18 protein-coding genes and 1 pseudogene are annotated in these 24,748 nt (G+C 39.3%); 15 read left to right on the top strand and 4 right to left on the bottom strand.

The features are described from left to right. Positions 1 to 89: 89 nt before the first annotated feature. From J3U91_RS07975 to J3U91_RS07965, 3 genes are all read left to right on the top strand, one after another. Positions 90 to 1,019 carry an ABC transporter ATP-binding protein gene (locus J3U91_RS07975; RefSeq protein WP_002819346.1) on the top strand — a complete coding sequence of 310 codons (930 nt, stop codon included), beginning with the start codon at positions 90 to 92 and terminating at the stop codon, positions 1,017 to 1,019. Further along, entirely contained in the window at positions 1,012 to 2,256 is a 1,245-nt protein-coding gene (locus J3U91_RS07970) for an ABC transporter permease (RefSeq protein WP_002819345.1), read from the top strand. The genes J3U91_RS07975 and J3U91_RS07970 overlap by 8 nt, the downstream gene beginning before the upstream one ends. Positions 2,257 to 2,521: 265 nt before the next feature. After that, on the top strand, positions 2,522 to 3,388 hold the full coding sequence (locus tag J3U91_RS07965) for a fructosamine kinase family protein (RefSeq protein ID WP_002819344.1): 867 nt from the start codon (positions 2,522 to 2,524) through the stop codon (positions 3,386 to 3,388). Here the strand turns inward: J3U91_RS07965 and J3U91_RS07960 are convergent. Then, a complete protein-coding gene (locus J3U91_RS07960) occupies positions 3,375 to 4,172 on the bottom strand; it encodes a hypothetical protein (RefSeq protein ID WP_002819343.1) in 798 nt (265 codons plus the stop codon). The genes J3U91_RS07965 and J3U91_RS07960 overlap by 14 nt on opposite strands. After that, complete coding sequence (locus tag J3U91_RS07955; protein WP_002819342.1) at positions 4,162 to 4,590, bottom strand: helix-turn-helix domain-containing protein; 429 nt, start codon at positions 4,588 to 4,590, stop codon at positions 4,162 to 4,164. The genes J3U91_RS07960 and J3U91_RS07955 overlap by 11 nt, the downstream gene beginning before the upstream one ends. A 250-nt stretch (positions 4,591 to 4,840) precedes the next feature. Between J3U91_RS07955 and J3U91_RS07950 the strand changes: the two genes are divergently transcribed. The 4 genes from J3U91_RS07950 to J3U91_RS07935 all read left to right on the top strand — a co-directional run bounded on the left by J3U91_RS07950 (position 4,841) and on the right by J3U91_RS07935 (position 8,295). After that, the gene (locus J3U91_RS07950) at positions 4,841 to 5,491 is read left to right on the top strand and encodes a DUF6198 family protein (RefSeq protein ID WP_222101850.1); all 651 of its coding nucleotides are present in this window, start codon (positions 4,841 to 4,843) and stop codon (positions 5,489 to 5,491) included. A gap of 104 nt (positions 5,492 to 5,595) precedes the next feature. Then, entirely contained in the window at positions 5,596 to 6,519 is a 924-nt protein-coding gene (locus J3U91_RS07945) for an alpha/beta hydrolase (protein WP_002819336.1), read from the top strand. Between the two features lie 55 nt (positions 6,520 to 6,574). Further along, the gene (locus J3U91_RS07940; RefSeq protein ID WP_002819335.1) at positions 6,575 to 6,940 is read left to right on the top strand and encodes a hypothetical protein; all 366 of its coding nucleotides are present in this window, start codon (positions 6,575 to 6,577) and stop codon (positions 6,938 to 6,940) included. Between the two features lie 131 nt (positions 6,941 to 7,071). After that, the gene (locus J3U91_RS07935) at positions 7,072 to 8,295 is read left to right on the top strand and encodes a DUF2075 domain-containing protein (protein WP_002819334.1); all 1,224 of its coding nucleotides are present in this window, start codon (positions 7,072 to 7,074) and stop codon (positions 8,293 to 8,295) included. Positions 8,296 to 8,377: 82 nt separating this feature from the next. On the opposite strand, the gene J3U91_RS07930 is transcribed toward J3U91_RS07935, so the two are convergent. Beyond that, positions 8,378 to 9,226: a MurR/RpiR family transcriptional regulator gene (locus tag J3U91_RS07930; RefSeq protein ID WP_002817598.1), complete on the bottom strand. Its 849-nt coding sequence runs from the start codon at positions 9,224 to 9,226 to the stop codon at positions 8,378 to 8,380. 91 nt (positions 9,227 to 9,317) lie between these two features. On the opposite strand from J3U91_RS07930, the gene gnd reads away from it, so the two are divergent. The 6 genes from gnd to J3U91_RS07900 all read left to right on the top strand — a co-directional run bounded on the left by gnd (position 9,318) and on the right by J3U91_RS07900 (position 20,917). After that, the gene (gene gnd / locus J3U91_RS07925; RefSeq protein WP_002819333.1) at positions 9,318 to 10,223 is read left to right on the top strand and encodes a phosphogluconate dehydrogenase (NAD(+)-dependent, decarboxylating); all 906 of its coding nucleotides are present in this window, start codon (positions 9,318 to 9,320) and stop codon (positions 10,221 to 10,223) included. 176 nt (positions 10,224 to 10,399) lie between these two features. Continuing rightward, positions 10,400 to 11,287, top strand: coding sequence for a DegV family protein (locus J3U91_RS07920; RefSeq protein ID WP_002819332.1), 888 nt, complete (start codon positions 10,400 to 10,402; stop codon positions 11,285 to 11,287). Position 11,288: 1 nt separating this feature from the next. Further along, positions 11,289 to 12,170, top strand: a complete 882-nt coding sequence (locus tag J3U91_RS07915) for a DegV family protein (RefSeq protein WP_002819331.1) — start codon at positions 11,289 to 11,291, stop codon at positions 12,168 to 12,170. 59 nt (positions 12,171 to 12,229) lie between these two features. Then, positions 12,230 to 13,123 carry an LppW family protein gene (locus tag J3U91_RS07910; protein ID WP_002819330.1) on the top strand — a complete coding sequence of 298 codons (894 nt, stop codon included), beginning with the start codon at positions 12,230 to 12,232 and terminating at the stop codon, positions 13,121 to 13,123. Between the two features lie 93 nt (positions 13,124 to 13,216). Then, positions 13,217 to 14,683, top strand: coding sequence for an amidase (locus J3U91_RS07905; RefSeq protein ID WP_002819328.1), 1,467 nt, complete (start codon positions 13,217 to 13,219; stop codon positions 14,681 to 14,683). A gap of 315 nt (positions 14,684 to 14,998) precedes the next feature. Continuing rightward, complete coding sequence (locus J3U91_RS07900; protein WP_002826706.1) at positions 14,999 to 20,917, top strand: SpaA isopeptide-forming pilin-related protein; 5,919 nt, start codon at positions 14,999 to 15,001, stop codon at positions 20,915 to 20,917. 44 nt (positions 20,918 to 20,961) lie between these two features. Here the strand turns inward: J3U91_RS07900 and J3U91_RS07895 are convergent, their stop codons facing one another. After that, positions 20,962 to 22,074, bottom strand: coding sequence for a helix-turn-helix transcriptional regulator (locus tag J3U91_RS07895; RefSeq protein ID WP_002819323.1), 1,113 nt, complete (start codon positions 22,072 to 22,074; stop codon positions 20,962 to 20,964). Between the two features lie 127 nt (positions 22,075 to 22,201). Here J3U91_RS07895 and J3U91_RS07890 point away from each other — a divergent pair, with 127 nt between their 5' ends. Both J3U91_RS07890 and J3U91_RS10015 read left to right on the top strand, forming a co-directional pair. Continuing rightward, positions 22,202 to 22,903, top strand: a complete 702-nt coding sequence (locus tag J3U91_RS07890; protein WP_002819322.1) for a YveK family protein — start codon at positions 22,202 to 22,204, stop codon at positions 22,901 to 22,903. Beyond that, positions 22,903 to 24,708 (top strand): annotated as a pseudogene (locus J3U91_RS10015) (polysaccharide biosynthesis tyrosine autokinase). The gene J3U91_RS07890 and the pseudogene J3U91_RS10015 overlap by 1 nt, the downstream one beginning before the upstream one ends. The last annotated feature ends 40 nt before the right edge of the window (positions 24,709 to 24,748 follow it).

Below are 24,748 nucleotides of genomic sequence, written 5' to 3'. Positions count from 1 at the left end.
GAGTATGCGAAAATTGATTAAGTGTTTTAAAACTTCTTGTATTAACTTTAATAGTTACTAAAGAAGCAGGGGAGAAAAGGGAGAAGTATATGTTAAAACTCGAGCATGTCAGCAAAAGTTTCGATAATCTTCGCGCACTTGTCGACGAATCCTGGCAATTGGATGAAGGCCAAATTTTGGGGTTAATTGGCCAGAATGGTGCCGGCAAATCGACGACTTTTAAGTTGATTTTAAATTTTATCGAGACCGATTCCGGACAAATTACCTGGAACCAAAAGCCGATCGATAATCAAACAATGAATATGATTGGCTTTTTGCCGGAGGAGCGCGGGCTTTATCCGGATGTTAAGGTTGGCAATCAGATAATGTATTTTGCCGAATTGCATGGTCGTTCAAAGGCCGAAATTAAGCCGAAACTTCAAGACTGGATGGATCGTTTCGACGTTAAGGGAAGTCTTAACGATAAAGTTAAGAAGTTGTCAAAGGGAAATCAGCAAAAAGTTCAATTGATCACTGCTTTGATTCATGAGCCGAAACTGATTATTTTAGACGAACCTTTCAGTGGCTTGGATCCAGTTAATGCACAAATTCTTTTGGATATTATTGTTGAGCAAAAAGAAAAGGGAGCAGCAATTATTTATTCTTCTCATGACATGAATAATGTTTCGTCGATTGCCGACAAAATAGTCATGCTTAATCGTGGCCACGTTGTCTTGAATGGTCAAACGAACCAAGTCCGTCAATCCTTTGGTCGAACTAGAGTTTATTTGGAATCGCCTTTGACTGCCGCTGAATTATCGGCAATTGAAGGTGTGGAAAAAGTCGAAAAGTTTGCTGGTGGTCTTCAAATTTCTTTGAGTGATCCTAAGGTTGGCGAACAGATTTTTAAATTGGCCACCAAAAACGGTTATATTACGGCCTTCGATCAACAACCACCGACCCTTGACCAGATTTTTAGAATGAAGATCGGTTCCGATGCAATCAAAGAGGCGGAAAGCGAGGGATTAACCCATGAATAAGACTTGGATTGTCGCCAAACATGTTTTCTTAAAAAATTTAAAAAGTCCATCTTATTATTGGATGCTTTTAGCTCCCTTTGTTTTTGTTTTAATTGGTATCGGTGCCAGTTTTCTTATTAATAAAGCTGTTTCCGGGAATCAGCCGACAATTGGAATCGTTGGTCAGCCTCAACAGGTTTCCCTTCTTAAGACGGCTTTGAAATCCAAAGCCAGCGTTAAGTCCGAGAGCAGCTTAAAAGCAGCTAAAAATGCATTAAGTAACGAAAAAATTGATGCATATGTTAAGACCAATGCCGGTTATACAAAAACGGAAATTGTCGCTAATTCGAAGTCTTCAGCTAATTTCGACAGCAGTTCAATTTCTCAAATTATTAGTAGCCTGAAGACAGAGTCTGCCGTCGCGAAATTGGGTCTCTCGGCAAAACAGGTTAAAAGTATCACTGCGCCAGCCAGTGTCAAAACAAAGTATGTTTCGGTCGAGAATAAAAAAGTCAGCCAAAACAGCAACAATGGTGGTCGCAGCGTTCGTTATCTTTTCGCTCAGGGAGCAACAATTATAATTTTTATGTTCCTGGCTATTTATATTCAAATGACAGGTAGTGAAATCGGTACCGAAAAAGGTTCGCGAATTCTTGAAAGTATTCTTGCCGCTGTGCCAGCCCGTCAGCATTTTCCCGGTAAGATTATCGCGATTGTTGGACTTTTTATTTTTCAATTGATTGCCTATATTTTCATTGCTCTGATAGCTTTTGCTTTGGCGAAACCATTTAATTATTCAAAATATTTGAATTTGGTTGATTGGTCCCAATTGGGAACTTCCTTCATTGTATTAACTGCCTTGATAACTTTAGGAGCAATCATTATTTATATTATTTTGGCAGCGGTTTTTGCTTCGATGGTCAGTCGGCAAGAAGATGTTGCCAAATCAACTTCGGTAGTCATGTGGATTGCAATGGTTCCGTATTTTCTCAGCTTTGCTGTTGCTTCTTCGGCCAATGCACCGGTTTTCAAAGTATTGTCTTTTATCCCTCTAATCAGTCAATCAATAATGCCGATTCGGATGGCAGTTTCTTCGGCAACAACCTTTGATGCTTTGATTGCTCTTGCATTGCAAATCTTGATAATTCTTCTATTGGTTAAATTTGCTTCGGGTATCTATGCAAGAAATTCTTTGGACTATGGCGATGGGAAACCTTTAAAAAAGCTTCTAAAATATTTTCAAAGTAAAAATTCGTGATATACTTAGTAGCTGATGCGATGAGTCGAGGAAACGTCAGCTACGGCGCGTTTTTAAACACGGACAGCTGAGTTTAATCTCAGGGAACGCATTTTCCGCTGTCGTTTGGGTCGTTGTGGAACTTCCCGGACTGCCAGACTATTGGTACGTGGACGCAATTGGTAACAGTTGCCGTTAGCCAACTAACGTAAAAGTTGCAAAGCCAAACTGAGAGCGACCTCATAGCCGTTCTTTTTTTGTTTTCAAAAACGATTAAGATGAAAGTATGTTCAATTTAACGAAGGCTTTTTTAAAAGAAGTTCCAACGAATGCCGAAGTCACGGATTTTCATGAGGTTCATGGCGGTGATATCAATAAAGCCTATTCGCTAACCGATGCTCAAGGCGGGAGATACTTTTTAAAAGTTCAGCCTAATTCTGTCCTGGCTTTCTTTCAACACGAAGCTGATGGCTTGAAACTGCTTGGTCAGGCGGCTCGAGTTCCCAAAGTTATTGCATTAGGCCACGTTGGCCAGGACCAATGGCTTTTATTAGAGTATTTAAATGCGACGAATTATGGCAATCAATATTCGCTTGGTCAGGATTTAGCGAAAATTCATTCGATTACAAGTCCTAACGGGCAGTTCGGTTTTGATAAGGATTTTAAAGCTGGAAAGACCAGCAAAATAAATACCTGGCAATCCAGCTGGTACGAATTTTTTGTTAAACAGCGTTTGAATGTTTTACGTGAGCTGTTGATCAATGAAGGTAAGTGGAACGATGACCAAAATTATAAAAAAGCGATTGAAATTTTTCAATCGTTAATGGAAAAACATGACAGTCGACCAAGTCTGCTTCACGGTGATTTTTGGTCAGGGAATTTTATGTTTGATGCAGACAGTGGCCAACCGATATTTATCGATCCGGATGTTTATTATGGCGACCCGGAGTTTGATATTGGAATTACGACTGTTTTTGGTGGTTTCAATCAAGATTTTTATGTTGGTTATCAGAGTACCAAGCCCTTTCAATCCGGTGCCGAAAGACGTTTAATGTTTTATCAGCTTTATTATTTGATGGTTCATGCTCATTTGTTTGCCGGTTCTTATATTCAGGCTTATCGTGGGAAGCTTGCACAAATCATTCAACAATAAAGACTTGATCTTCTATTAGATCAAAACGCGACCAATTCTTATTTAAATTTTTTGCTGCTGATAATTCAGCCTGTTTCCAAAATTTTTTTGAGTTGGTAGCACCGTTTTTTTCGCCAATCACAATCAACTGGCCACCATGCTCGAAAAACTTATTGACGCGCAAATAATTTAATATCAGCCAGTCACAGTTAGAATGCTGTGGCGACCAGGCCAGCAACACAACCTCAATATCTTTTAAATAATATTCAATCGCGGCGCTGGCTTCCATCTTAACAACCTTTGTGACTGGCGATAGCGGATGGTTCATGACCTGCCAATCGAAGTTATCAGTCGCCTTGATCGGGTAGCCTTTTTTTAGTTCTCGAATCCCAGCCGTTAAAAAGCCGTTTCCAGCCATGATTTCAAGCGTTGGCCGCCCATTCAAAAATTTTAATAAATCACGAACCCATTCTTTTGAGATATAGGCAAACATTCCATATTTTTCAATCAGGTAATCGCGGTAATCGTGTAAAAGTCCATCCAGTTCTTCGGCCGGACGGACTTTTTGCTGAATTTCCAATTCAGACATCCCCGGTCTGATTTCTTTGGACAAAAAATCTTGAATTTCAATAATCATTGAATCGGAAAGCTCCAGTTTTGGCAGCTTATCTGGCAATCGTTTTTTGCTGATTGCCAGATCAGAAAAAAGCAGCGCATCAATTAGATCGCTGACTGAATAAAGTTTTGCAAAATAATCCCGGCAGGCTTTTAAGCGGGGAATGTAGGTTTCGAGATTAAAAGTCATTTTGATTATTAAAAAGATCGAGTGATTCTTGATGATTGATATTAATCAAATCACCAGTCGATCGACGTCCTCTCGCATGCAGATAACCGGAAATTAATTGAAGTATTTCATATTTGTCATTGTTATCCAAAGGAGTATCGTTATAAGTCAATTTTGACGAAGTAATCATTGCCTTGGCCAAATCGACTTGATCATTATTGTAACGTCCGACTAAATAATCAATTGAAACATCAAAATAATCGGCCAATTTCTTGACCTCTAAATAATTTGGGTTTCGTTCGCCGCGTTCCCAATTACCGATCTGGGATTCGGTATTCTTGGCTTCGCCTCTTGATATGTTTTTGTTCAAAGCTTTGGCAAGTTGTTTTAAAGTAATTCCCTTGCCTCGCCGTAATGCCCTCAATCTCTCTGGAAACATGCCTCTATCTTATCAGGAACGAGGATTTTATTAAACGCGCACCTCTGTTCGTCTTTTGCTTAAAATGATTTTTAATCTAATAGTAAGTTTTTTAAAACAGTTTTCTAAAATCTTTCTTCCTATTTTCAATTGCTTTTGCCAATTTTCGGGATTACCCAGTGCTATTCTACATATGTATAAGTAAAACTGTTACAGTTCCGCGGAGGCTTTGTAAATTAAAAATACATCGATCGAACGTTGGTTCGGTTTAATATCGGGATTATTCTTGAATGCTTTGGGGAATGCACTATCGGTTTCCGGAAACATGGGGAGCGGAGTTTGGACGGCTTCTGCCGTTAATCTAAGTAAATGGACCGGACTTAGTATTGGAATCTTTTTATTTATTAATGGGTTTTTAAATGCCTTGACCAATCAAGTTTTGATTCGTCGTTTTGATTGGAAACGTTTTTTGAATGAAATGATTTTCATATGTTTCTTCAGTTATTTTATTGATTTCTTCGTTCAAATTTTTGATCTTCTTGGTATCGGCCGTTTGCCAATCATTTTAAGAGCCGCCATCTCCTGTTTGGGAATTACCTTTTTTTGTATGGGTATTTCTTTATATCAACGTGCAAATATTGTTATGCATCCTAATGACGACACGACTAATATTCTTCGTTTTCTATATTTAAAAGGGAGCGCGACCAGGTCTCAATTGATTGATTTTGTTCCGCCTATATTAGTCATGATCGTTTCCTTTATTTTTACTCGGCATCTTTATTCAGTTGGCATCGCGACTCTATATTCGATTTTATTCAACGGCTTCATTATTCGAACGGCCGACGAATTTCTTTGGCCGCATTTGGAACATAATTTTCGTCAAAAAGTCGGTCCCCAAGCAATAAATAAATTTAGAACATAACTTTTTGGATTATTCCGAACTTATCCTTTTGACTTATTTTTTGTTTTACATTTTTGACAAATTTTCAGGAGCAAAAAATTCGAAGAAAGGGTATATTAAAAAAGATGTTGCGTTGGTTAATTAGAATTGTTGTTTTTATCCTTGTTGTTTATTTGGCAGCCTGCGCTTATTTCTTTAGTGTTGCCGAGCTTCGGAATTCCGAAAACGATAAAAATTATACTTACACCGGTGTTCCGGCTAGCCTCAAGCCTTATGTGAAGGATTTTCAAAAACGCTATCAGGCTTCCGGCGAAAGAGTGACAATTAAAAATGACGGTTTGAAATTGGACGCTTATTATTTGCCGGCTGGAAAGGCCACCAATAAGACGGTTATTATCATTCACGGTTTTCGTCGTAACAAAACCGGCATGAAAGCTTATACCGATATGTTCGCCAATTTAGGCTACAATACGCTAACAGTCGACAATCGTGGTCATGGGAAGTCTCAGGGCCATTATGTCGGTTTTGGTTGGTTGGATAAAGGCGATGTTGAAGCTTGGATCCGTTATCTGATCTCGAAGAATAAAAATGTCGAGATCGTTCCTTTTGGTATTTCAATGGGTGGAGCGACCGTCGCGATGATGTCGGGAGATTCTTTGCCTTCGAACGTCAAAGCTTTGATCGAAGATTCTGGTTACACCAGCGTCGAGGCAGAGATTACCTATGAGGCCAAAGCAATGTATAATTTGCCGCAAAAACCCTTTGTATCAACCGTTAGCTTAATTTCAAAATTATTTGCTGGTTATTCATATACCGAGGCCAGCTCTATAAAACAGGTTGAGAAAAACACCCGACCGATGCTCTTTATGCATGGCGGGGCCGATAGTTATGTACCGACAAAAATGGTTTATCAGCTTTATAATGCCGATAAAGATCCGGAAAAACAGCTTTGGATAGCTCCAAATTCTGGTCATGTACAAGGCTTCGGCGACCATCCAAGTGCTTATACGGCTCAGATTAAGAAGTTTCTTAATCTATATTTTAAGTAATATTTTTTTCATTTGTTTGTTAGAATAAAGAAGTTGTTCGAAAGGAAAATAATAAATGTCTACTTTATGGTTAGAAATTTTGGATTACGTTTACGTAATTCTTCAACAAATCTTATTCCTTGCTTTGAGTGTCATGTTGATCTGGGGAGGCTTTTTCATCAAGAATCACGGTCTCGGCGGTCTGCTTAACACAACAAGCGATGTTAAAGACAAGAAACCAGCTACTAAAACGACGGCCAAAACAGCTGCCAAGGCTGCTGTGAAGACTGTTACCAAGATTAAGGGTCAATACAAGGCATATGCTTGGCTTTACATCGGTATGTGGATTTTGAGTGGTTACTTCATTATGTATCAGGTAATCTTCTCATTGGTTTCTCTATTTATTAGTGGAAGCTCATCTTCTGGTACAAGCAGCTATTAATTAATGATTTGGAGATTTTAAAAACACCTGTTTTTTTGCGGGTGTTTTTTTGTATATTTGGATAAAACTTGCACTTTTATTTTTAAATATTTACCATATAAAAGATTATTTAAAAGACGAAAGGATCTGCATTGGAACAAAATTTAATTTCAAGCAAAGGAACTTTTTTGCTTGATAAAGACGAAAAACTTTCTTTAGAACAAAAAAGACTGATTGAAAAAATCATTACTTTCAGTCAGGAAAATATTTCGTCAGACAAGACGAGCATTTTGGTAATCGAGGGAGATGCCGGAACTGGAAAAAGTTTGATTCTTCAGCAAGCTTTCACAAAAATCCAGCAAATAGCTGAAGAGGATCGTCAGTCTCCTCTATATCGGACAAAGAATTTTTTGCTGGTTAATCATGCTGAGATGCTAAAAATTTATCGTAAGTTGGCCGGAGAAAATCCTCATTTAAAGAAAAATAGTTTCATGAAACCGACCTCTTATATCAACCAATCGGACAAACTTCAACGGAATGGCGATATCGTTTTGATTGATGAAGCTCACTTGTTGTTGACCCAAAGTGATAATTACAATAAATTTCATCAGAACAATCAATTATTGGAAATCATTAAACGCAGTCGTATTCTTGTACTTGTCTTCGATCCTTATCAGGTTCTTAAATTCAAGAGTCTTTGGAGCAGAGGGAAATTAGCTGATTTAATAGCTGCTTATCCGCACGAAATTTTTCATTTACAGCAGCAATATCGAATTGAGGATGCTGGGAATAGCCTGGCAAACTGGATTAACCAATTGACGCGAAAACGCAAAATTGTTCCCTCGGTTGAAAGCAGACATTTTGATTTGAAGTTTTTTGAAAATCCCCGATTGATGTTTCAACAAATTAAATTGCATAATCAACAATTTGGTCTTTCTCGAATGTTGGCAACAACCGATTTTCCTTACACAGTCGGCAAGGGAGTTTGGTACGTTCAAGCAGGAGATTTTCGTCTTCCTTGGGATCAATTGGACGTTGGCAACGAACCGTGGGCTTTACGCGATGAAACAATTAACGAAGTTGGCTCAATTTATACAATCCAGGGCTTTGATTTGAATTATGTCGGCTTGATTATTGGCCCTTCAATCTCTTATGACAAAAGAAAAAAAGAGTTGACTGTCGATCCTAGCGGCTATGAAGACCACGCTGCTTTTCGCACCCCGAAAGACCGCGATATTTCTACCGATGATCAACAACGAATTATGTTGAATGCTTTGAATGTTTTATTAAAACGCGGCCGCAAGGGCTTGTATATATACGCCTGTGATGAAAAGCTGCGTCGTCGCTTGGCACAAGTCACAATTGTTAATGATTAATTTATGTAAAAAAGACCTTCTTAGGTTTTTTTATTTTTCGAATAATTTCTTTTGCGTGTTCTTATTATTCTTTTGTTGAAAATTATTTTCTCACACGAGTTTGTTCGATTACCCGCCGCATTGAATTGATAACCTGGTCAGTTTGTTCGTTCAGACGATGCCCAACTAAAGTAAATAGAGTATCAATAATTGTAATTTGTGCAACTAAGGAACTCATTGATTCTTGACGAAAATTAACTTCTTCGGAATAAGAATTCAAAACAATATCGGCATTTTTCGCAATTGGTGATTCCGGAAAAGCCGTGATCGCCACAATTTTTGATCCATTTTCTCGTAGTTTGTTTTCAACCAAAAGGGTATCTTGATTTCGACCGGAATGACTGATAACGATTCCTAGATCTTCACTTGTTAGATGAGCCGCCTGCATAATTTGGATGTCGTAATCCGGGTGGCTGACAATATTTAAATTAGTTCGCAAGAATTTATGGTAAGCATTGAAGGCCACGATTGACGAACCACCAATCCCGAAAAAGCCGATCTTGTTTGACGATACCAGCCAGTCAACGACCCGATCCAAATCTTTCATATTAAGGTTGGCAGCTGTTGCGGTTAAGGCGGCAATGCCGGCTGAAAAAAGTTTTTTAACGATTTGCTCACTTTGGTCGCTTTGTTTGATTTCCGTGAAGAAATCCGAACTGCTGTTTTTTTTACTAGCCGATAAAGCGATCAGAAAATCACGAAAATTTGGATAACCGAGGTGCCGGGTAAAACGGGAAATCGAAGCTGTTGAAATACCGATTTTATCCGACAGGCTTTGAATCGTTGCATCCATTACTGAATCTTGATGGGAAAGAATATAATCAGCGATTCTTTTTTCTCCGGGATGTAATTTTTCATAATATGATCTGATTGTCTCTGTTACGTTTTGCACTAGGATTTACCTCTATGTAAATATTTTACACGTAAAAACTTGATATGAGTAAAAAAATTACATAAAATAATAACGTTAAGAAGGAGCAGAGATGAAAGTTGGAATGATCGGCCTCGGTAAAATGGGCCTTAATTTAGTAAAAAATATGATCGACAACAAAATTGAAGTGGTGGGATTTGATTTAAATAGTGATTCCATTGATAAGGCAGCTTCTTATGGTGCGCAAACTGCTGTTGATACTCAGGATTTGGTTGACAAACTCGATTCGCCAAGAATTGTTTGGGTAATGGTACCTGCTGGAAAACCAACCAATTCAACAATCGATGATTTGATTGAAAAACTCGATGCCGGTAATATTTTGATTGATGGTGGAAATTCGAATTATAAGGATAATCTCGAACAAAATAAGCGGACGACGGCTGCCGGTATCAAGTTCTTCGATGCTGGTACTTCTGGCGGAATGGAAGGAGCTTTGGAAGGCGGAAACTTCATGGTTGGAGGGGATGACCCTGAGGCCTGGAAAACAATCGAGCCATTATTTAAAGCTATTTCGGTAAAGGATGGATATCTTTATACCGGCAAACTTGGTTCGGGTCACTATCTTAAAATGGTTCATAACGGTATTGAATATGGCGAAATGCAAGCGATTGCCGAAGGTTTTGAAGTTTTGGAAGGTTCACAATTCGACTATGATTATGAAGCTGTTGCAAAATTGTGGAATCATGGCTCTGTTATCCGTGGTTGGCTAATGGAATTAGCGGAGGATGCCTTTTCCAAAGATCCAAAACTTGATCAGATAGCCGGAAGAATGCATTCTTCCGGAGAAGGTAAGTGGACACTCGAAGAGGCGATGAACATGCGGATTCCAACACCGGTCATTGCTCTTTCACTAATGATGCGTTATCGTTCGATGCAGGATGACACTTTTACCGGTAAGGTTGTTGCAGCACTCCGCCATGAATTTGGTGGCCATGCCGTCGACAAATGCGACAATTAAATTAAATACAACTGGGCAGTTTAACAATTGATCTTTGTGGACTGTCTTTTTATTTTCCTATGTTTGTCTATCATTGGCTAAAACTTCTCTATAGTAAGATAAAATATGGATTGACTGGTTTTAAATCAACCCAGTACCGCGCGGGTGCGGTGATTGTCAGGACGGAGTTGTTTTAGATGAGCAAAATTGCCATTATCGTTGATAGTTCGAGTTACATTCCTAAGGACCAATTAAAAAAACATCATATTTATGTTATTGACAATCCAATCATTTTTGGAGAAACTATTTATCATGAGTTTAATTGGCCGGTCAACGCGGATTTTTATCAGCAGATGGCAACTACTCCCATCCAACCAACAACAAGCCAACCAGCTCCCGGCGACTTTGAAGCAGCCTTCCAGGCAGCCAAGGACGATGGCTACAAACAAGCACTTGTCATTACTTTGTCTTCCGGCTTTTCCGGGACCTTCCTTAATACAAGCGCGATTGCTTCAAGTCATTCCGATATCGATATTCATGTTTGGGATTCGAGAATTGCCTGCCTTGGTGCTGGGAACCAAGCCCTTTTGGCCGCCTATTTGGCCGAAAAAGGGATTGGCATTGACGAGATTTTGAGTAAATTACAGATTCTTCGCAGTCGGACCGGTGTTTTCTTTGTGGTTGATTCGATTAGCCATTTACAACGAACCGGACGTTTGTCAGGTGGCCAGGCATTGGTTGCTGGCCTCTTGAATATTAAACCGATTCTGAATATCAATACCAATAAACAAGGGAAAATCGATGCAGTTGCCAAAACACGCAAAATGTCCGGCGCTTGGCGCTATATTGAAAAACACTTTGCCAAAATCGCGGATAACTACCAACGAGCCGGCTGGCCGATGCGTGTTTCGATTCTCGATGCGGATAATCCTGAATTGGCCGATGCTTGGCTTAAAAGGGCCGAAAAGCGTTGGCCGGAAATTATTTTTGAACGTGGTATTATAGGTCCTTTGGTCGGTGTTCATATTGGTGGGAAAGCAGTTGGTTTGATCTGGGCAGAGGACTATAAAAGATTGGAGGATTGAAATGGTAAAAAATGTTGCAGTGATCGTCGACAGTTCTTTTTATATTCCCAAAGAAGAACAGCAAAAATACAATATCTATGTCATTCCGACTCCAATTATTTTTAACGGGCGGATCAAGTATGATTCCGATTGGAGTTCGGCAGCCAAGTTTTTCAAGGATATGAATTCTGCAAAAAAAATGCCTTCGACTTCAATGGCTAGTCCGGCTGATGTTTTAAAGGCTTTTGAGCAAGTTAGGGCCGATGGATATAGACAGGCGATTTTGATGACGATGGCCAGCGGTATTTCCGGGTTTTACAACATGGCGGTTAATTTGGCCAACGACTATCAGGAACTTGATGTTCAGGTTTGGGATTCCAAATTTACTTTAATGGTTTCCGGAGTCCAGGCTTTACTGGCAGCTGAGCTTTTGGCTCAAGGGATTACGCGTGAGGAGATTATGAAAAAAGTGGCTTTGCTTCGTGATTCGACAAGAGTCTTTATTGTCGTTGACGATATTAGTCATTTGAAACGCACCGGCCGTTTGGCCGGAGGAGCGGCTTTGGTTGCCGGCCTCTTAAATATTAAACCGATTCTGGTTTTTAATAAGGCATCGAAAATTGTCGCGATTGGTAAAGAACGACAAATGAAACGTGCCTGGAACTGGCTTTTAAAACAGTATGCTATTGATGCTCCCGACTTTGATCGGCCAATCAGAGTCCTGTTCGCCGATGCGAATAATCGAGCTTTAACGGAAAATTGGCAGGCTGATTTCCATGAAAAATATCCCGATGTCATTACCGATTTTATTCCAATTGGGCCATTAATCGGCGTTCACACTGGTGAGAAAGCGGTTGGCTTCGTTTATATGGATGATTGGAAAGATATCGCTCGCCATCATTAAAATATTAATATTATTTTAATTTTGAATTGTTACTATATATACTAATGAGAAGTAAGAGGTTGTTTTTAATATTTTTTTCTCTTGCAGCGGTCTGCCTAGTATTTTTCGTTTGGAGTGACCATACCAGTGGTAAAACCACCGCAACGAATTCAAAAAAAACCTCTTTCAAAAGTATTCAAACAGACTTCAAAGAAGGTTGGAGTAAAATATTTAATCAAAAAACTTCCAGCAGTACGAATAGCAGTACGAATACGACAACGCAAAGCAATGCCAGCCCGATGATTTCTCAGGCTGAATTTACGAAAAAAATTAATGCAATTATCGGTAATTCCAAGGCCAATATTTATGTTTTGGATACAAAAACCGGAGCCAAACTAACTTATTCAAATAGCAATAAGGATTTCTGGCTGGCCAGTTCTGTGAAGGCTTCAATCCTGACACAGATTGTCAAAGACGATGGCCCTTTAACGGGCGACTTGAATGACATAGCAACGGAAATGGTTGAAATATCCGACAATCAATCAGCGATTGATTTGTTTGACGATATTGGTGGTTATCCGGCACTTGAGTCGCTGTGGAAGAACTTGGGGATGACCTCGACGGTTGCCAATACTGAAGGTTTTGGTTTGTCGACCTCGACAGCTGCTGATCAAATAAAATTACTGAAATATATTTTGACGATGCCGAGTAGCGACAAGGATTATATCTTAAATCTGATGTCCAATATTACTTCTAGCCAGCGTTTTGGAATCGGTGTGATGAAAGACCCGGCCTTTAAAAACGGTTGGTTGAACGCTGATAATGGTACTTGGCATGTTAACACGATTGGCTACTCGGATCACGAACGCTACCTGGTTGCGATCTTGACAAGGAACAACACTGATCAGGATAGCGGCGAAGCGCTTGTCAGCAAGATTGCCGGTTATATTATTCCAAAAAGTAAAAACAATTAGGCTGTTGGCTTGATTGTTTTTTTATTATTTAAAATATTCATTTTTAAATTTAGAATTAAATAAGAAATATTTTTAGAAATTCGGGGAGCAAACATGGAAGATGCAAGCAGACAAGCTGAATTGGTGAGAGAAGGTATTACCAGCAGTAGTGATTTGGTCGAACAGTCCTTAAACAAAATCGAAAAAGGTAATTCCCGGCTCAATGCGGTTACTTATTTGCGAGCCGACAGAGCGTTAGAAGAAGCAAAACGGATAAACGACCATGGTCAGCCTTTTTTTGGAGTTCCGATTTTATTGAAAGGTCTTGGCCAAAAATTAGCTGGTGAACCGGCGACTGCCAGTTCGCGTTTGTTAAAGAAACTTGTTGCCGACCAGACTGATTTTTATGTTCAAGCTTTACAAAAAGCCGGTTTCATTGTTATTGGGCAAACCAATGCCCCGGAATTCGGTTTCAAAAATATCACTGACCCGACTCTTTATGGGCCAACACGCAATCCATGGAATATTGATTATTATTCTGGTGGTTCTTCGGGAGGCGCGGCCAGCAGCATGGCGGCTGATTTTGTCAGCATTGCCAGCGGAAGTGACGGCGGTGGTTCGATTCGGATTCCGGCCTCCTTTTCTTCTTTGATTGGTTTGAAGCCGACCCGCGGACGGATTCCGGTTGGCCCGACTGACTGGCGAACCTGGCAGGGGGCCTCGATTAGTTTTGCCTTGACGCGTTCGGTTCGGGACAATGCTCGGCTACTTGACGCCATCCAAACGGTTCAACCAGCAGCAGCTTTTACTACGCCGCTTTATGAAGCAGGATTTTTTGCCGGGATCGATCAACTTGATAGAAATCTGACAATTGCTTATACGACTAAATCTCCAGTCGGAACAGAGGTTAGCGATGAAGCAAAAACAGCAGTTGAAAACGCCGTCGACTTTATTCGCTCGGAAGGTTTTCAGGTTGAAGAACAGGAAAATCCTTTGGACGGAAAAGAAATTATGCAGCTTTATTATCTAATGAATGCCGGGGAAACGGCTGCAATGTTTGCCGACATCGAAGAGGGGATTGGACGACCTACAAATATGCAGGATATGGAATTGATGTCCTGGGTTATTTATCAAGCCGGCAAACTCGTCACCGCTGGAGAATACAGTCAAGCCCTTAGTAAATGGGATATAGCCAGTTACCAAATGAATCAGTTTCACGAAAACTATGATCTTTATTTAACACCGACAACTGCTTATCCGGCGCCTAAATTAACGGATGAGTTGGTCAGTCCGGAATTGCTCGGTCGGATGAAAGAAGTCACTTCGCTGAATTCGTCGTTTGAGCGTCAACAATTGATCTATGATGCTTTTTTGCCGAGTCTGGCCTTAACCCCTTTCACTCAACAAGCTAATTTGACTGGTGAACCAGCCATTTCTTTGCCGACTCATTTGACCGCGGCCGGCCTACCGCTTGGTATTCAATTTCAAGCAGCAAAAGGTCGCGAGATTGATCTTTTAAGAATTGCCCGTCTATTTGAAAAACATAATTTATTCCATTTCCTGCATAAAACAGTATTTTGAGGTAATTGATATATTTTTTGAACAATTTTTTGAGCCAATTGGTGTTACATCAATTGGCTTTTTATTGATAATATCGAAATATTTATCAAAAAAAAAATTTTATTAGAAAATTATATAAAACTACTATTTTTTTACATTGCAAGCGTTCTCTAAAATGATATATTTCGGTATAGCTTCACGTAGTTGGACTTTTTTTATGACGGAAATGTTTCATTAAGACGCAATTATTGGGATTAATTGAGAACATTACATTTTTATCGCAAATAAAAATTGTTGTACGTGCGAGGATATTTTATTCGGAGGATTTAAAATATTATGGGTAAATGGTTTCGAAGATTATTTGCGGTTTTAATGGCATTGACCATTTCTCTGCAATACGTTGCTGCAGGTGCGCAAGCATTCTCTTCCACTACAGAGGATTCATCAGGCAATAGCCTTAAATTGGAGAGTGTTAAAGCTACCGACAGTAGTAACAGTACGAATGACTTTACTTTAAAAGTTCATGTTACGGCAGACAGCAATAGCAACTATAAAATTGCTCTAAACAGTCCACTGGAGTTTAAAACTGCTGCTGAACAACAAAGTAAAGAAACAGATTTAGTGAATTATACTATTGAACAACAGGATATTGAAATTAACGCTAAATCTGGTGCCGATAACGATATTTCAATTTCGTTAAATTTGGATAGTTCTAAAATTGGTCAAACTAATAAGATTCAATTGACTTATGAAAATCAGGCTGTTTCGGCAGATATTGCCCAAGAAGCATCCTCAGCATCTGCTTCTTCGTCTTCGGCGCAAAGTAGCATTTCGGCATCTTCCAGCTCTTCAAGTTCGAGTGCGGCAAGTTCAAGTTCTTCAAAGACGACGACGAAGTCGACGATCAAGGCGGCTGTTGCTGCAGATGATACGACGACTGGCAACGATATCTCGCAATACTTGCCGTCTTCAGATAATGGCACAATCATCGACAGTGCTGATATTACTTTCACAGACCAGGATGGTAATACGGTTGATCCTGATCAAGTGACTGCAGATACAAATATTTCTTTTGATTACAAATGGTCGATTCCAAATGATTTAGAAGATGGCTATCAACTTAAAGCAGGAGATTACTTTACTTTTCAATTGCCCTCGAATGTTAATTACCGTCCAGGAACTGGCAGCTTAGGAGATTATGGAACTTATTCGATCGCTGCCGATGGAACAGTTACATTTACTTTTAATGATAATGTGACCGATCATGACGATATTTCCGGAGATTTCTACTATAATCAGACGCAAATTAATGTCACGACCCCTGGACAAACAACTATTGTGATTCCAACCAAAGAGGGCCCGGTAACAACTAATATAGTTGTTAACCCAACCGGTGGTGACGATATTTCTAAAGTCGGACACACTTCCTCTAGTTCGAATCCTAAGCAAGTTATTTGGGATGTAACTGTTAATACCAATGGCAACGAATTAAAGAACGCAAAAATTTCTGATTCAATGCCTTCCGGAACAACTTTGGCGAGTACGGCTGTTTATCCGTTAACGATTGATATGTCCGGAAATGTTACTGCTACCGGAGCAGCTTTGGTTGAAGGAACCGATTATACAGTTGACAGTGATGGTACAGTCACTTTAATCGGCAAATATGCTGATACTTACCAAACCTTTAAGGTAGAGTACACGACGAATATCGATGCTGATGCAATCCCTGATGATGGCGGAAATGTAACCTTTACTAATACGGCAACACTCGATAATGATGGCAAGACTTCACCAGCAAGTGCCACTGTTACAGCGAGTTATGGCAAACTTCTAAACAAGTCTTTTCTCGGTGCGGATAGTAGTGGCAGCCAGAAATATAAGTGGGAACTTGATTATAATTTTGGTGAAAAAAGTCTTCCTGCCGGTACATCTATAACCGATACTTTGGACGGCAGCCAAGTATTTTCCGGTGATCCGGTTTTGACTTACGAAGATGGTTCGACTGTCCCTGCCAGTTCATACATTGTTTCCTATGATTCTACTAATAAGAAAATGACGATTACTTTCCCTGATGGGCTTGATCAGGGTGTCAAGATTAATTATGATTCTCAAGTCACTTCGCCTATCAACGGCAAGGTTGATTTGAACAATACTGTCGAAAGTGATGATAAAACGACTACCGCTGGTGGATCAGTCGACGAAGAAGGCCTAACAAAATCACTTGGTGCTGTAGACTACAACGCGAAGACAGTAGCTTGGAAACTTGATATAAATGAAGGCCGACAAGCCATGTCGGATTGGGTGCTTAATGATACGATTCCAAATGGCTTGACACTTGATCCTAGTTCCTTTGTTTTAACTGATAATGATACTAAACAGACTTTGGTGCAGGGAACCGATTATCAGATTACCGAGACGAGTACTGGTTTTAAGATTGAATTTATCGGTGCTTTGAAAACAAGTGCCAAGGATTATTACACTTTAACTTATAAGACCAGTTTTGATACTAATGAACTTCCTTCCAATGGTACTTGGACAAATTCAGCCAAAGCGACATGGACCGATGTCAATGGCGATTCTCATGAAAATAGCGGAAGCGCCGACTTTACACCAAAAGTTGAATTTGACAACGATGGTAGCAAATCAGGCGGTTACAATGCCACAAATAAAACAATTACCTGGACAGTCGTTGCCAATTACAATCAACGCACATTAACTGATGCAACAATTTCCGATCAAATTGTCGGTGACCAGGATTATGTTTCCGGTAGTGCAAAACTTAATGAAGCAACGATCAATTCTGATGGTTCTTATAGTTTGGGTACACAAGTCAGTTCTCCGGATATTACTTTCGACAGTGACTCGAATACTTTAACAGCGAAATTGCCGGAAGGCAGTACGAAAGCTTATGTCCTGACCTATGAAACTAGTCTGGCTGGCAAAGTCATTGATCAAAGCAGTTATACAAATACAGCTAAATATACAAATAATTCTAAAGAGCAGGATCTAACTGCTTCTGTCAGTGTTCCGAATAGTGGAAGTTTTGCCACTAAGTCAGGCGAGCAGGATCCTACTAATTCTGCCTATGCTGATTGGAATATTGTCGTTAATAAATCTCAATCAACTTTAAAGGATGTTGTTGTGACTGATCAGCCTTCCAGCAACCAAATTGTTGATCCGGACTCGATAGTTATTTATGGCACAACGATTGATTCTAAGGGTAATGTTACTGAAAACACTGCGGATAAATTAGTTGAAGGAACTGATTACACAGTCAACTTGGATACTAATCAAACGACTGGCGACCAAACCTTAACTATTAGTTTCCTAAATCAGATTTCGGCAGCCTATTCGATTGATTACAAGGCTCTTATTAATTCTTCGCTGACTAACGATACCTTAAGCAATACTGTTTCGATCACAGGTAATGGAGAAAAAACAGTTAATCAAGATGTTACTTCATCGACGAAAGTCGTTAATAACGGTGGTTCTGCAACTGGAAGCAATCTGAATCTGGTAATTCAAAAGAATGAGCAAGGTACCGGAAAAGTTATCGTTGGAGCAGAATTTGCTTTGTACTCCGTCTCTAATGGGCAAAAAGGGCAATTGCTTCGCACTGGGACGACTGATTCTAATGGACAAATTAATTGGGAGAACTTGAAGAGCGGAAACTACATTCTTGTTGAAACACAAGCTCCCGACGGTTATATCATTTCACCGACTTTGGCTGCTGGCAAACAAATTACCTTATCTGAAAGTAGTGCTGCCGATAATGATACTGTTGCGGATGTCGAGACAAACCAACAGGGCAGTGTAACTCTGAAAAAGACCGACAGTTCGACTGGTAACCAACTTGATGGTGCGGTCTTCTCCCTATATGAAAAAGATGGCACTTTGGTTAAATCAGGTTTAACTACCGAAAATGGTGAACTCTCATATAGTGGATTGAATGCTGGTGATTACTACTTTGTTGAAACCAGTGCTCCGGCTGGTTATCATTTCGATCCGAACAAACAATACGCTTTTACTTTGGATTCTGATAACATCAGCGCAACGGTTAATGTTTCCAATGATGAGAATTCAGTTGTTTTGACAAAGACCGATAGCAATAGTTCCGACAATAATCCTGTTCAAGGAGCTACTTATAGTATCTATACCAGCGATGGGACAGAAGTTGCTTCTGGTCTGACGACTGACGCTAATGGCCAAATCGAATATCAAAACAAGGACCTGGCGGCTGGTGATTACTACTTTGTCGAGACCGATTCCCCAGATGGTTATCAATTGTCAACAAAGCATTATGACTTTACGGTTTCTGATAATCAACAGGCGACTGTTCAGGTCAACTCGAGTGATCAGGAAAATTCAGTTACCTTAACGAAAACTGATGGTTCCGCTAACGGTGTTGTTAAGGGTGCTACTTATAGCATTTATACTAGCGACGGGAAACTTGTTAAAGATAACCTAACGACTGACGCTAATGGCCAAATCGAATATCAAAGTCAGGATTTGACCTCGGGTAATTATTATTTCGTTGAAACCAGTGCTCCGGATGGCTATCAACTATCCAGCAAGCATTATGACTTTACGATTTCGAAGAATCTTCAGTCGACGGTTAAAGTCAGCGCTGATGATGAAGAAAACGCAGTGGTTCTCACGAAAACTAATAGCGATAGCTCAGATAACAGCCCAGTGGAAGGCGCTGTCTATAGTATTTATACCAGCGATGGGAAACTCGTTAAAGACAACCTAACCACTGATGCTAATGGTCAAATCGAATATCAAAGTCAGGGCTTGAAGGCCGGTGATTACTACTTTGTCGAGACTAAAGCTCCGGATGGATATCAATTATCCAGCAAGCATTACGACTTTACAGTCACAAGTAATTCTCAAAGTGCTGTTACTGTAAGCACCAGTGATACAGAAACCTCAGTTGTTCTAACCAAGACTGATAGTGATTCATCAAGCAAGAATCCTGTTCAAGGAGCTACTTACAGCATCTATTCAACGGATGGAACCGAGGTTGCCAAGGACCTGGCGACTGATAGTAATGGACAAATTAATTACAAAGGCTTGAAACCTGGTGATTACTACTTTGTTGAAACCAGCGCGCCTGATGGCTACCAGTTATCAACAAAACATGTTGACTTTACTATCATTGATAATCAAACTTCAGCGGTGACGGTTGCTGCTGATGATCAAGAAAACGCCGTTGTTCTAACCAAGACCGATAGTGATAGTTCAACTAACAAAGTCCTTCAAGGGGCTGTCTTCGATCTTTATAAATCAGACGGAACCAAAGTAGCTTCGGATCTAACAACCGATGCCAATGGTCAGATCGAGTATCAAAATCAAAATCTGACAGCTGGAGACTATTACTTTGTCGAGATTAAAGCTCCAGAAGGATATCAGCTTTCAACCAAGCACTTTGACTTTACGGTTTCGATGAATTCTGAAAGTTCAGTTAAAGTTGCCGTAAGCGATCAAGAGATTACTGGTTCGGTTCTTCTTAACAAGATAGATTCTGATACCGGAAATCCTTTGCAGGGGGCTGTCTTCGATCTTTATAAATCAGACGGAACCAAAGTAGCTTCGAATCTAACGACTGATGCCAATGGTCAGATTAAGGTTAGTGATTTGAAACCGGGAAGTTATTACTTTGTTGAAAGTAAGGCTCCAAATGGTTACAACTTTAATTCTGGAAAGAAATACGCTTTCACAGTTATCTTCAATCAACAGACTCCGGTGGTGGTGAAGGCTGAAAACTCGGAAAAAACCGGTTCAGTGATTCTGACAAAAACAGATGCTAATACTGGTAAAAAGTTAGCCGGCGCGGTCTTTGACCTTTACAAGGCCAATGGGAATAGGCTTAAGACAGGTCTTGTAACCGGCAAAAACGGCACAATTCTCGTTGGTGGCTTGAAGCCGGGAAGTTATTACTTTGTCGAGACTAAAGCTCCGGCAGGATATCTTTTTGATCGAAATAAGCATTATAATTTTGCGATTGAAATTGGTAATCAAAAACAATCTCAAACAGTTAAGGTTACCGACCATCGTCAAGCTTCTGCATCTGCCAATAAGAATGGGCATGCAGATCATCATAAGGGAGCAAGTGCTTCCGGATATAAAAATGGTCATAAAGAATTACCGAATACCGGAGAGAGTATTCTGTTATTCTCGACTCTGGCTGGGACGATTGTATCTGTGTCAGCAGCTGGAACAGCTATTCTCAAGCGTAAGCGCGAAAATAAATAAATAATTAAATAAATTCAGCTATTTTAAAAGCGTATGAATAATATTCATACGCTTTTTTTGTTCAGAAGTTTTTCAATGTATTTTTGGCGATATTTGGAAGGCGTCATTCCACATGCTTTATTAAAAGTTGATATGAAATAGCTTTCATCTACAAAAGATAAATATTCGGATATGTCATGAATCTTTAATTGAGTTGTTGTTAAAAGTTCCTTGGCATTTTCGATTTTTAATTGGGTCAAATATTGTTTGATTGTTGTGCCGTATTTCTTTTTAAAAATCGCGTTCAAACTTTGTTCTGATATTTCTAATTCACTGCTAATATCTTTTAACTTAATATTTTCTCTGGAATTGATTTTTAAATAATGCTCGATTTTATCGGCTTTATCAATGAATAAATTTTCACGCCATTTTTTTAATTCGTTGAAATAGGCATATGGTATTTCTTCTAACCAACCATTAAAGTTCAAAATATTTGCTTGTAGTTCTATTTTCTGAACCGAAATTGATTGAATATAGACGTCTCTTTCAAAGGGCAGACCTTCTTTTGCCGCTCGATCAGTTAGCTTACTGATAATATCTATCAAAATATCTTTTTCACCACGGATTATATTATCGGTAGTAAGGGCATTGCCAAAGACTTGGCATTTTTTCATTTTATTAATGTAGATCTTAAAATTTTTTTCATCTAAACGGGCAAAGAAATCAACCATTTTATTTGCAAAGCGATGAAAATCACTGAGATTTTTCATTGGTTGAATCTGTTTAACTGGATCACTGATTTCGTTAAGATTGAAAATGACTAAATTCCAATTTGGTGCGGATTTCATTGTATAGAGAAAATAGGTCAGCTTCGCCAAACTTGTTGAATGATTAATAAAATCTATATTCGAAAAACTATTCTCCGAGTTGTTTAAACTATCGATCTTTGGCGATAATATCAATCCTTCATCTTTTGTTAATGGCACCAAGAGCATGTAGCCACCATTATATTTAACCAGAGAATAAAAGCCTTCTTTGGATAATTTGCCGGCTCTGATCATTAGTTCGTGATTATAATGCTTTGGACTATCCAAAATTGTTTTAATTCCCTGCTTGCTGTATTTAAAAATATCTACTGAAGCAGTTTTTTCTAAAAAAGTTAATTTATCTTCGTACATATGCTTTTCATTATATCTATGATCTATTAATTTAATTTGTATTTGTTAAATGTTATATGTGATAACATTGAATAGACGATATCCTTATGTTAGGTAACCAATATGGAAGTTATTTTTAGGAGATTAAATGGATACAACGATTTCTTATCAACGCCTTTGGCAACTGTTTAAGAAGAACTTTTTCTTTATGCTTGTTTCGGCGCTTATTTTTGCGCTTATGGCTTTTGCAGTCTGCAAGTTTGTGATTACGCCTCAATATCAATCGACGACTGCTTTATTGGTTAATCGTAGTCAGGATGATACGGCTGCCACGGCTCTAAACGATCAGCAAGCCGATGTTCAGTTGATTTATACATATAAAGATCTGGTCACCCGACCAGTTATTTTAAATAAAGTTGCCAAAGAATTGAAATCGACTTATCCAAGTTTGACTTCGACCGCTTTGTCGAAAATGATTACCGTTTCCAGTACTACCAATTCGCAAATCTTTTCGATTGCCGTCCGTTCGACTAATTCGCAAGAGTCCAAGGACATCGCTAATGAGACGGCTTCGGTTTTTAAAAATGAAGCCGTTAAACTAATGGGTAAAACGATTTCCAACGTAACAGTTGTCTCTAGTGGCCTTAAAGATAATACGCCGGTTTTCCCGAATACTAAGTTATTTTCTTTGGCAGGTTTTCTAATTGGCGGCTTTTTGGCAGTTGCTTATGTCTTAATTAAGGAACTTTCCGATAACACTTACCGTGAACCGGACTACATTGACCAACTCGGTTTTAATAATCTTGGGACTGTTAATTATGCAGCCTTTCATAAAAGGAGAAATAATTAATGTTTTCAAAGAAAAATCCGCAAAAATTATCAGCAAACGATTTAAGGTCTTCTCGTTATGGAGTTCCTTTGATTACTGTTCAGGACCCACAAGATGTTGTCGCCGGACAGTTTAGGGTTTTGCGAGCAAACATTGACTTTGCCGCAGCTTCCTTAAAAAATTTCAAAACAGTTCTTTTTACCAGCGCGGAAATGTCTGATGGTAAATCAACTGTCGCTCAAAATTTAGCGGTTGCTTGGGCCCAAAATGGTAAACGGGTTCTTTTATTAGACGCCGATTTTCGCCGTCCGACTGTACATAAGACTTTTGCTATTTCCAATGAGCGTGGCCTGACAACTGTTTTAGCGATGCATGATCAACCAGCTTCCTTAATTCATTCGACTGAAGTTCCTAATCTTTATGTGATGGCTTCTGGTCCGATGCCGCCCAATCCTTCAGAACTATTATCCTCTGATAAGATGTTGAAAGTTATTAATTGGATGAAAGAACAGTTTGAAATGGTCGTGATTGATTCGACTCCACTTTTATTGGTTCCCGATTCCCAAGCTTTAATTCCTCGTTCTGACGGAATTGTTTTAACTGCTATGCTTGGCAAGACTAAAAGAAAAAGCATGGCTTCAGCTGCTCATATCCTTAAATTAGCCAAAGCAAATGTTCTCGGTGTCGTTTCTAGAGATCCTCATCGGGCTGATAAGGGCTATGGATATAACTACCGCTATGATTATGCTTCTACCAACATGATGAAGACGGATGATGTTTCCAAAGATGCTTCGCGTCATTCCACCCCAGTAAAAGCGGAAACTCAATCAACTAGTTTAAAAAATACCGAACAATTGAAGCATGCGGCGGCGAAGGAATCTTCGCCATCTCCAAAAGCACAAGCTCCTAAATCAGGACGTTTTTTTAATAAAGAAACCGTTCAAGAGACTCCAAGGGCACCGCGAGTTAAAAAACCACAGGCTTCTTGGTCAAGTTTTAGTTATACAAGTAGTGGATCTGAAAAATCAGAGATTCCAAAGGAGACTGAGAAGCCTGGGCCTAGCGGCGCTTAAGAAGTTTATTTAGTTGATATTCATGCTCATCTGCTGCCAAGAGCCGACGATGGTTCAGATTCCATGACGACCTCTTTGCAGCTGGCCAAAGAAGCCATTAAAGAGGGTATTCATACAATTATTGCTACTCCCAATCAAATGGATGGGCGCTATATCAATGATGCCGATAAAGTTCTTTCAGATGTTGAAGATTTCAATAACGTTCTAAAGAGAGCTCAAATTGATCTTAAAATCCTGCCCGGTCAGGAAATTCATCTTTCCGACCAATTTCTGCCAGCCTTTGATCAGGGACGCCTTTTGACATTGGCAAATTCAAAGAAATATATGTTGATTGAATTACCCAATAATTCTATTCCTGAAATTATTAATCAGGTGATTAGTAAATTGAGAGAACACAGTATTACGGTAATAATCGCTCATCCAGAACGTAACTTGACTTTTTTAAATGACCCAAAAGAATTGAATCGATTAGCCAGGCAGGGAGCTTTATATCAAGTAACTAGTTCTTCAATTAATGGTTTTTTTGGCAAACAAATTGCTGATTTTTCACTAGCAATGCTGCGACGAGGATTTGTGACAACGATTGCTAGCGAAACTCACGGAATTACTAGTGATCAGCATTATCATTTAGTGGACGCTTATTCAATTGCCAACAAATTAATCGGCGAGGGTAAGACAAATATTATTAAACAGAATGCGGTTCGAATTGTTAAGGGAGAACCAGTGGACGGTACGACAATCAGAGAGTTTTAATTAGTAATAGGGGGTAGTTATTAATGAAGATGATGAGATT

It is taken from the genome of Oenococcus oeni, assembly GCF_020510245.1.
In the GTDB taxonomy this organism is placed as follows: domain Bacteria; phylum Bacillota; class Bacilli; order Lactobacillales; family Lactobacillaceae; genus Oenococcus; species Oenococcus oeni.
This window is presented reverse-complemented; position numbering and strand designations above follow the sequence as displayed.

What these genes read in the sequence shown, in the direction of transcription:
- J3U91_RS07960 (WP_002819343.1), bottom strand. Translation starts at nt 4,172, where the DNA reads ATGACTTTTAATCTCGAAACCTACATTCCCCGCTTAAAAGCCTGCCGG.
- J3U91_RS07890 (WP_002819322.1), top strand. Translation starts at nt 22,202, where the DNA reads ATGGATACAACGATTTCTTATCAACGCCTTTGGCAACTGTTTAAGAAG.
- J3U91_RS07940 (WP_002819335.1), top strand. Translation starts at nt 6,575, where the DNA reads ATGTCTACTTTATGGTTAGAAATTTTGGATTACGTTTACGTAATTCTT.
- J3U91_RS07900 (WP_002826706.1), top strand. Translation starts at nt 14,999, where the DNA reads ATGGGTAAATGGTTTCGAAGATTATTTGCGGTTTTAATGGCATTGACC.
- J3U91_RS07970 (WP_002819345.1), top strand. Translation starts at nt 1,012, where the DNA reads ATGAATAAGACTTGGATTGTCGCCAAACATGTTTTCTTAAAAAATTTA.
- J3U91_RS07905 (WP_002819328.1), top strand. Translation starts at nt 13,217, where the DNA reads ATGGAAGATGCAAGCAGACAAGCTGAATTGGTGAGAGAAGGTATTACC.
- J3U91_RS07945 (WP_002819336.1), top strand. Translation starts at nt 5,596, where the DNA reads ATGTTGCGTTGGTTAATTAGAATTGTTGTTTTTATCCTTGTTGTTTAT.
- J3U91_RS07975 (WP_002819346.1), top strand. Translation starts at nt 90, where the DNA reads ATGTTAAAACTCGAGCATGTCAGCAAAAGTTTCGATAATCTTCGCGCA.
- J3U91_RS07895 (WP_002819323.1), bottom strand. Translation starts at nt 22,074, where the DNA reads ATGTACGAAGATAAATTAACTTTTTTAGAAAAAACTGCTTCAGTAGAT.
- J3U91_RS07955 (WP_002819342.1), bottom strand. Translation starts at nt 4,590, where the DNA reads ATGTTTCCAGAGAGATTGAGGGCATTACGGCGAGGCAAGGGAATTACT.
- gnd (WP_002819333.1), top strand. Translation starts at nt 9,318, where the DNA reads ATGAAAGTTGGAATGATCGGCCTCGGTAAAATGGGCCTTAATTTAGTA.
- J3U91_RS07965 (WP_002819344.1), top strand. Translation starts at nt 2,522, where the DNA reads ATGTTCAATTTAACGAAGGCTTTTTTAAAAGAAGTTCCAACGAATGCC.
- J3U91_RS07915 (WP_002819331.1), top strand. Translation starts at nt 11,289, where the DNA reads ATGGTAAAAAATGTTGCAGTGATCGTCGACAGTTCTTTTTATATTCCC.
- J3U91_RS07920 (WP_002819332.1), top strand. Translation starts at nt 10,400, where the DNA reads ATGAGCAAAATTGCCATTATCGTTGATAGTTCGAGTTACATTCCTAAG.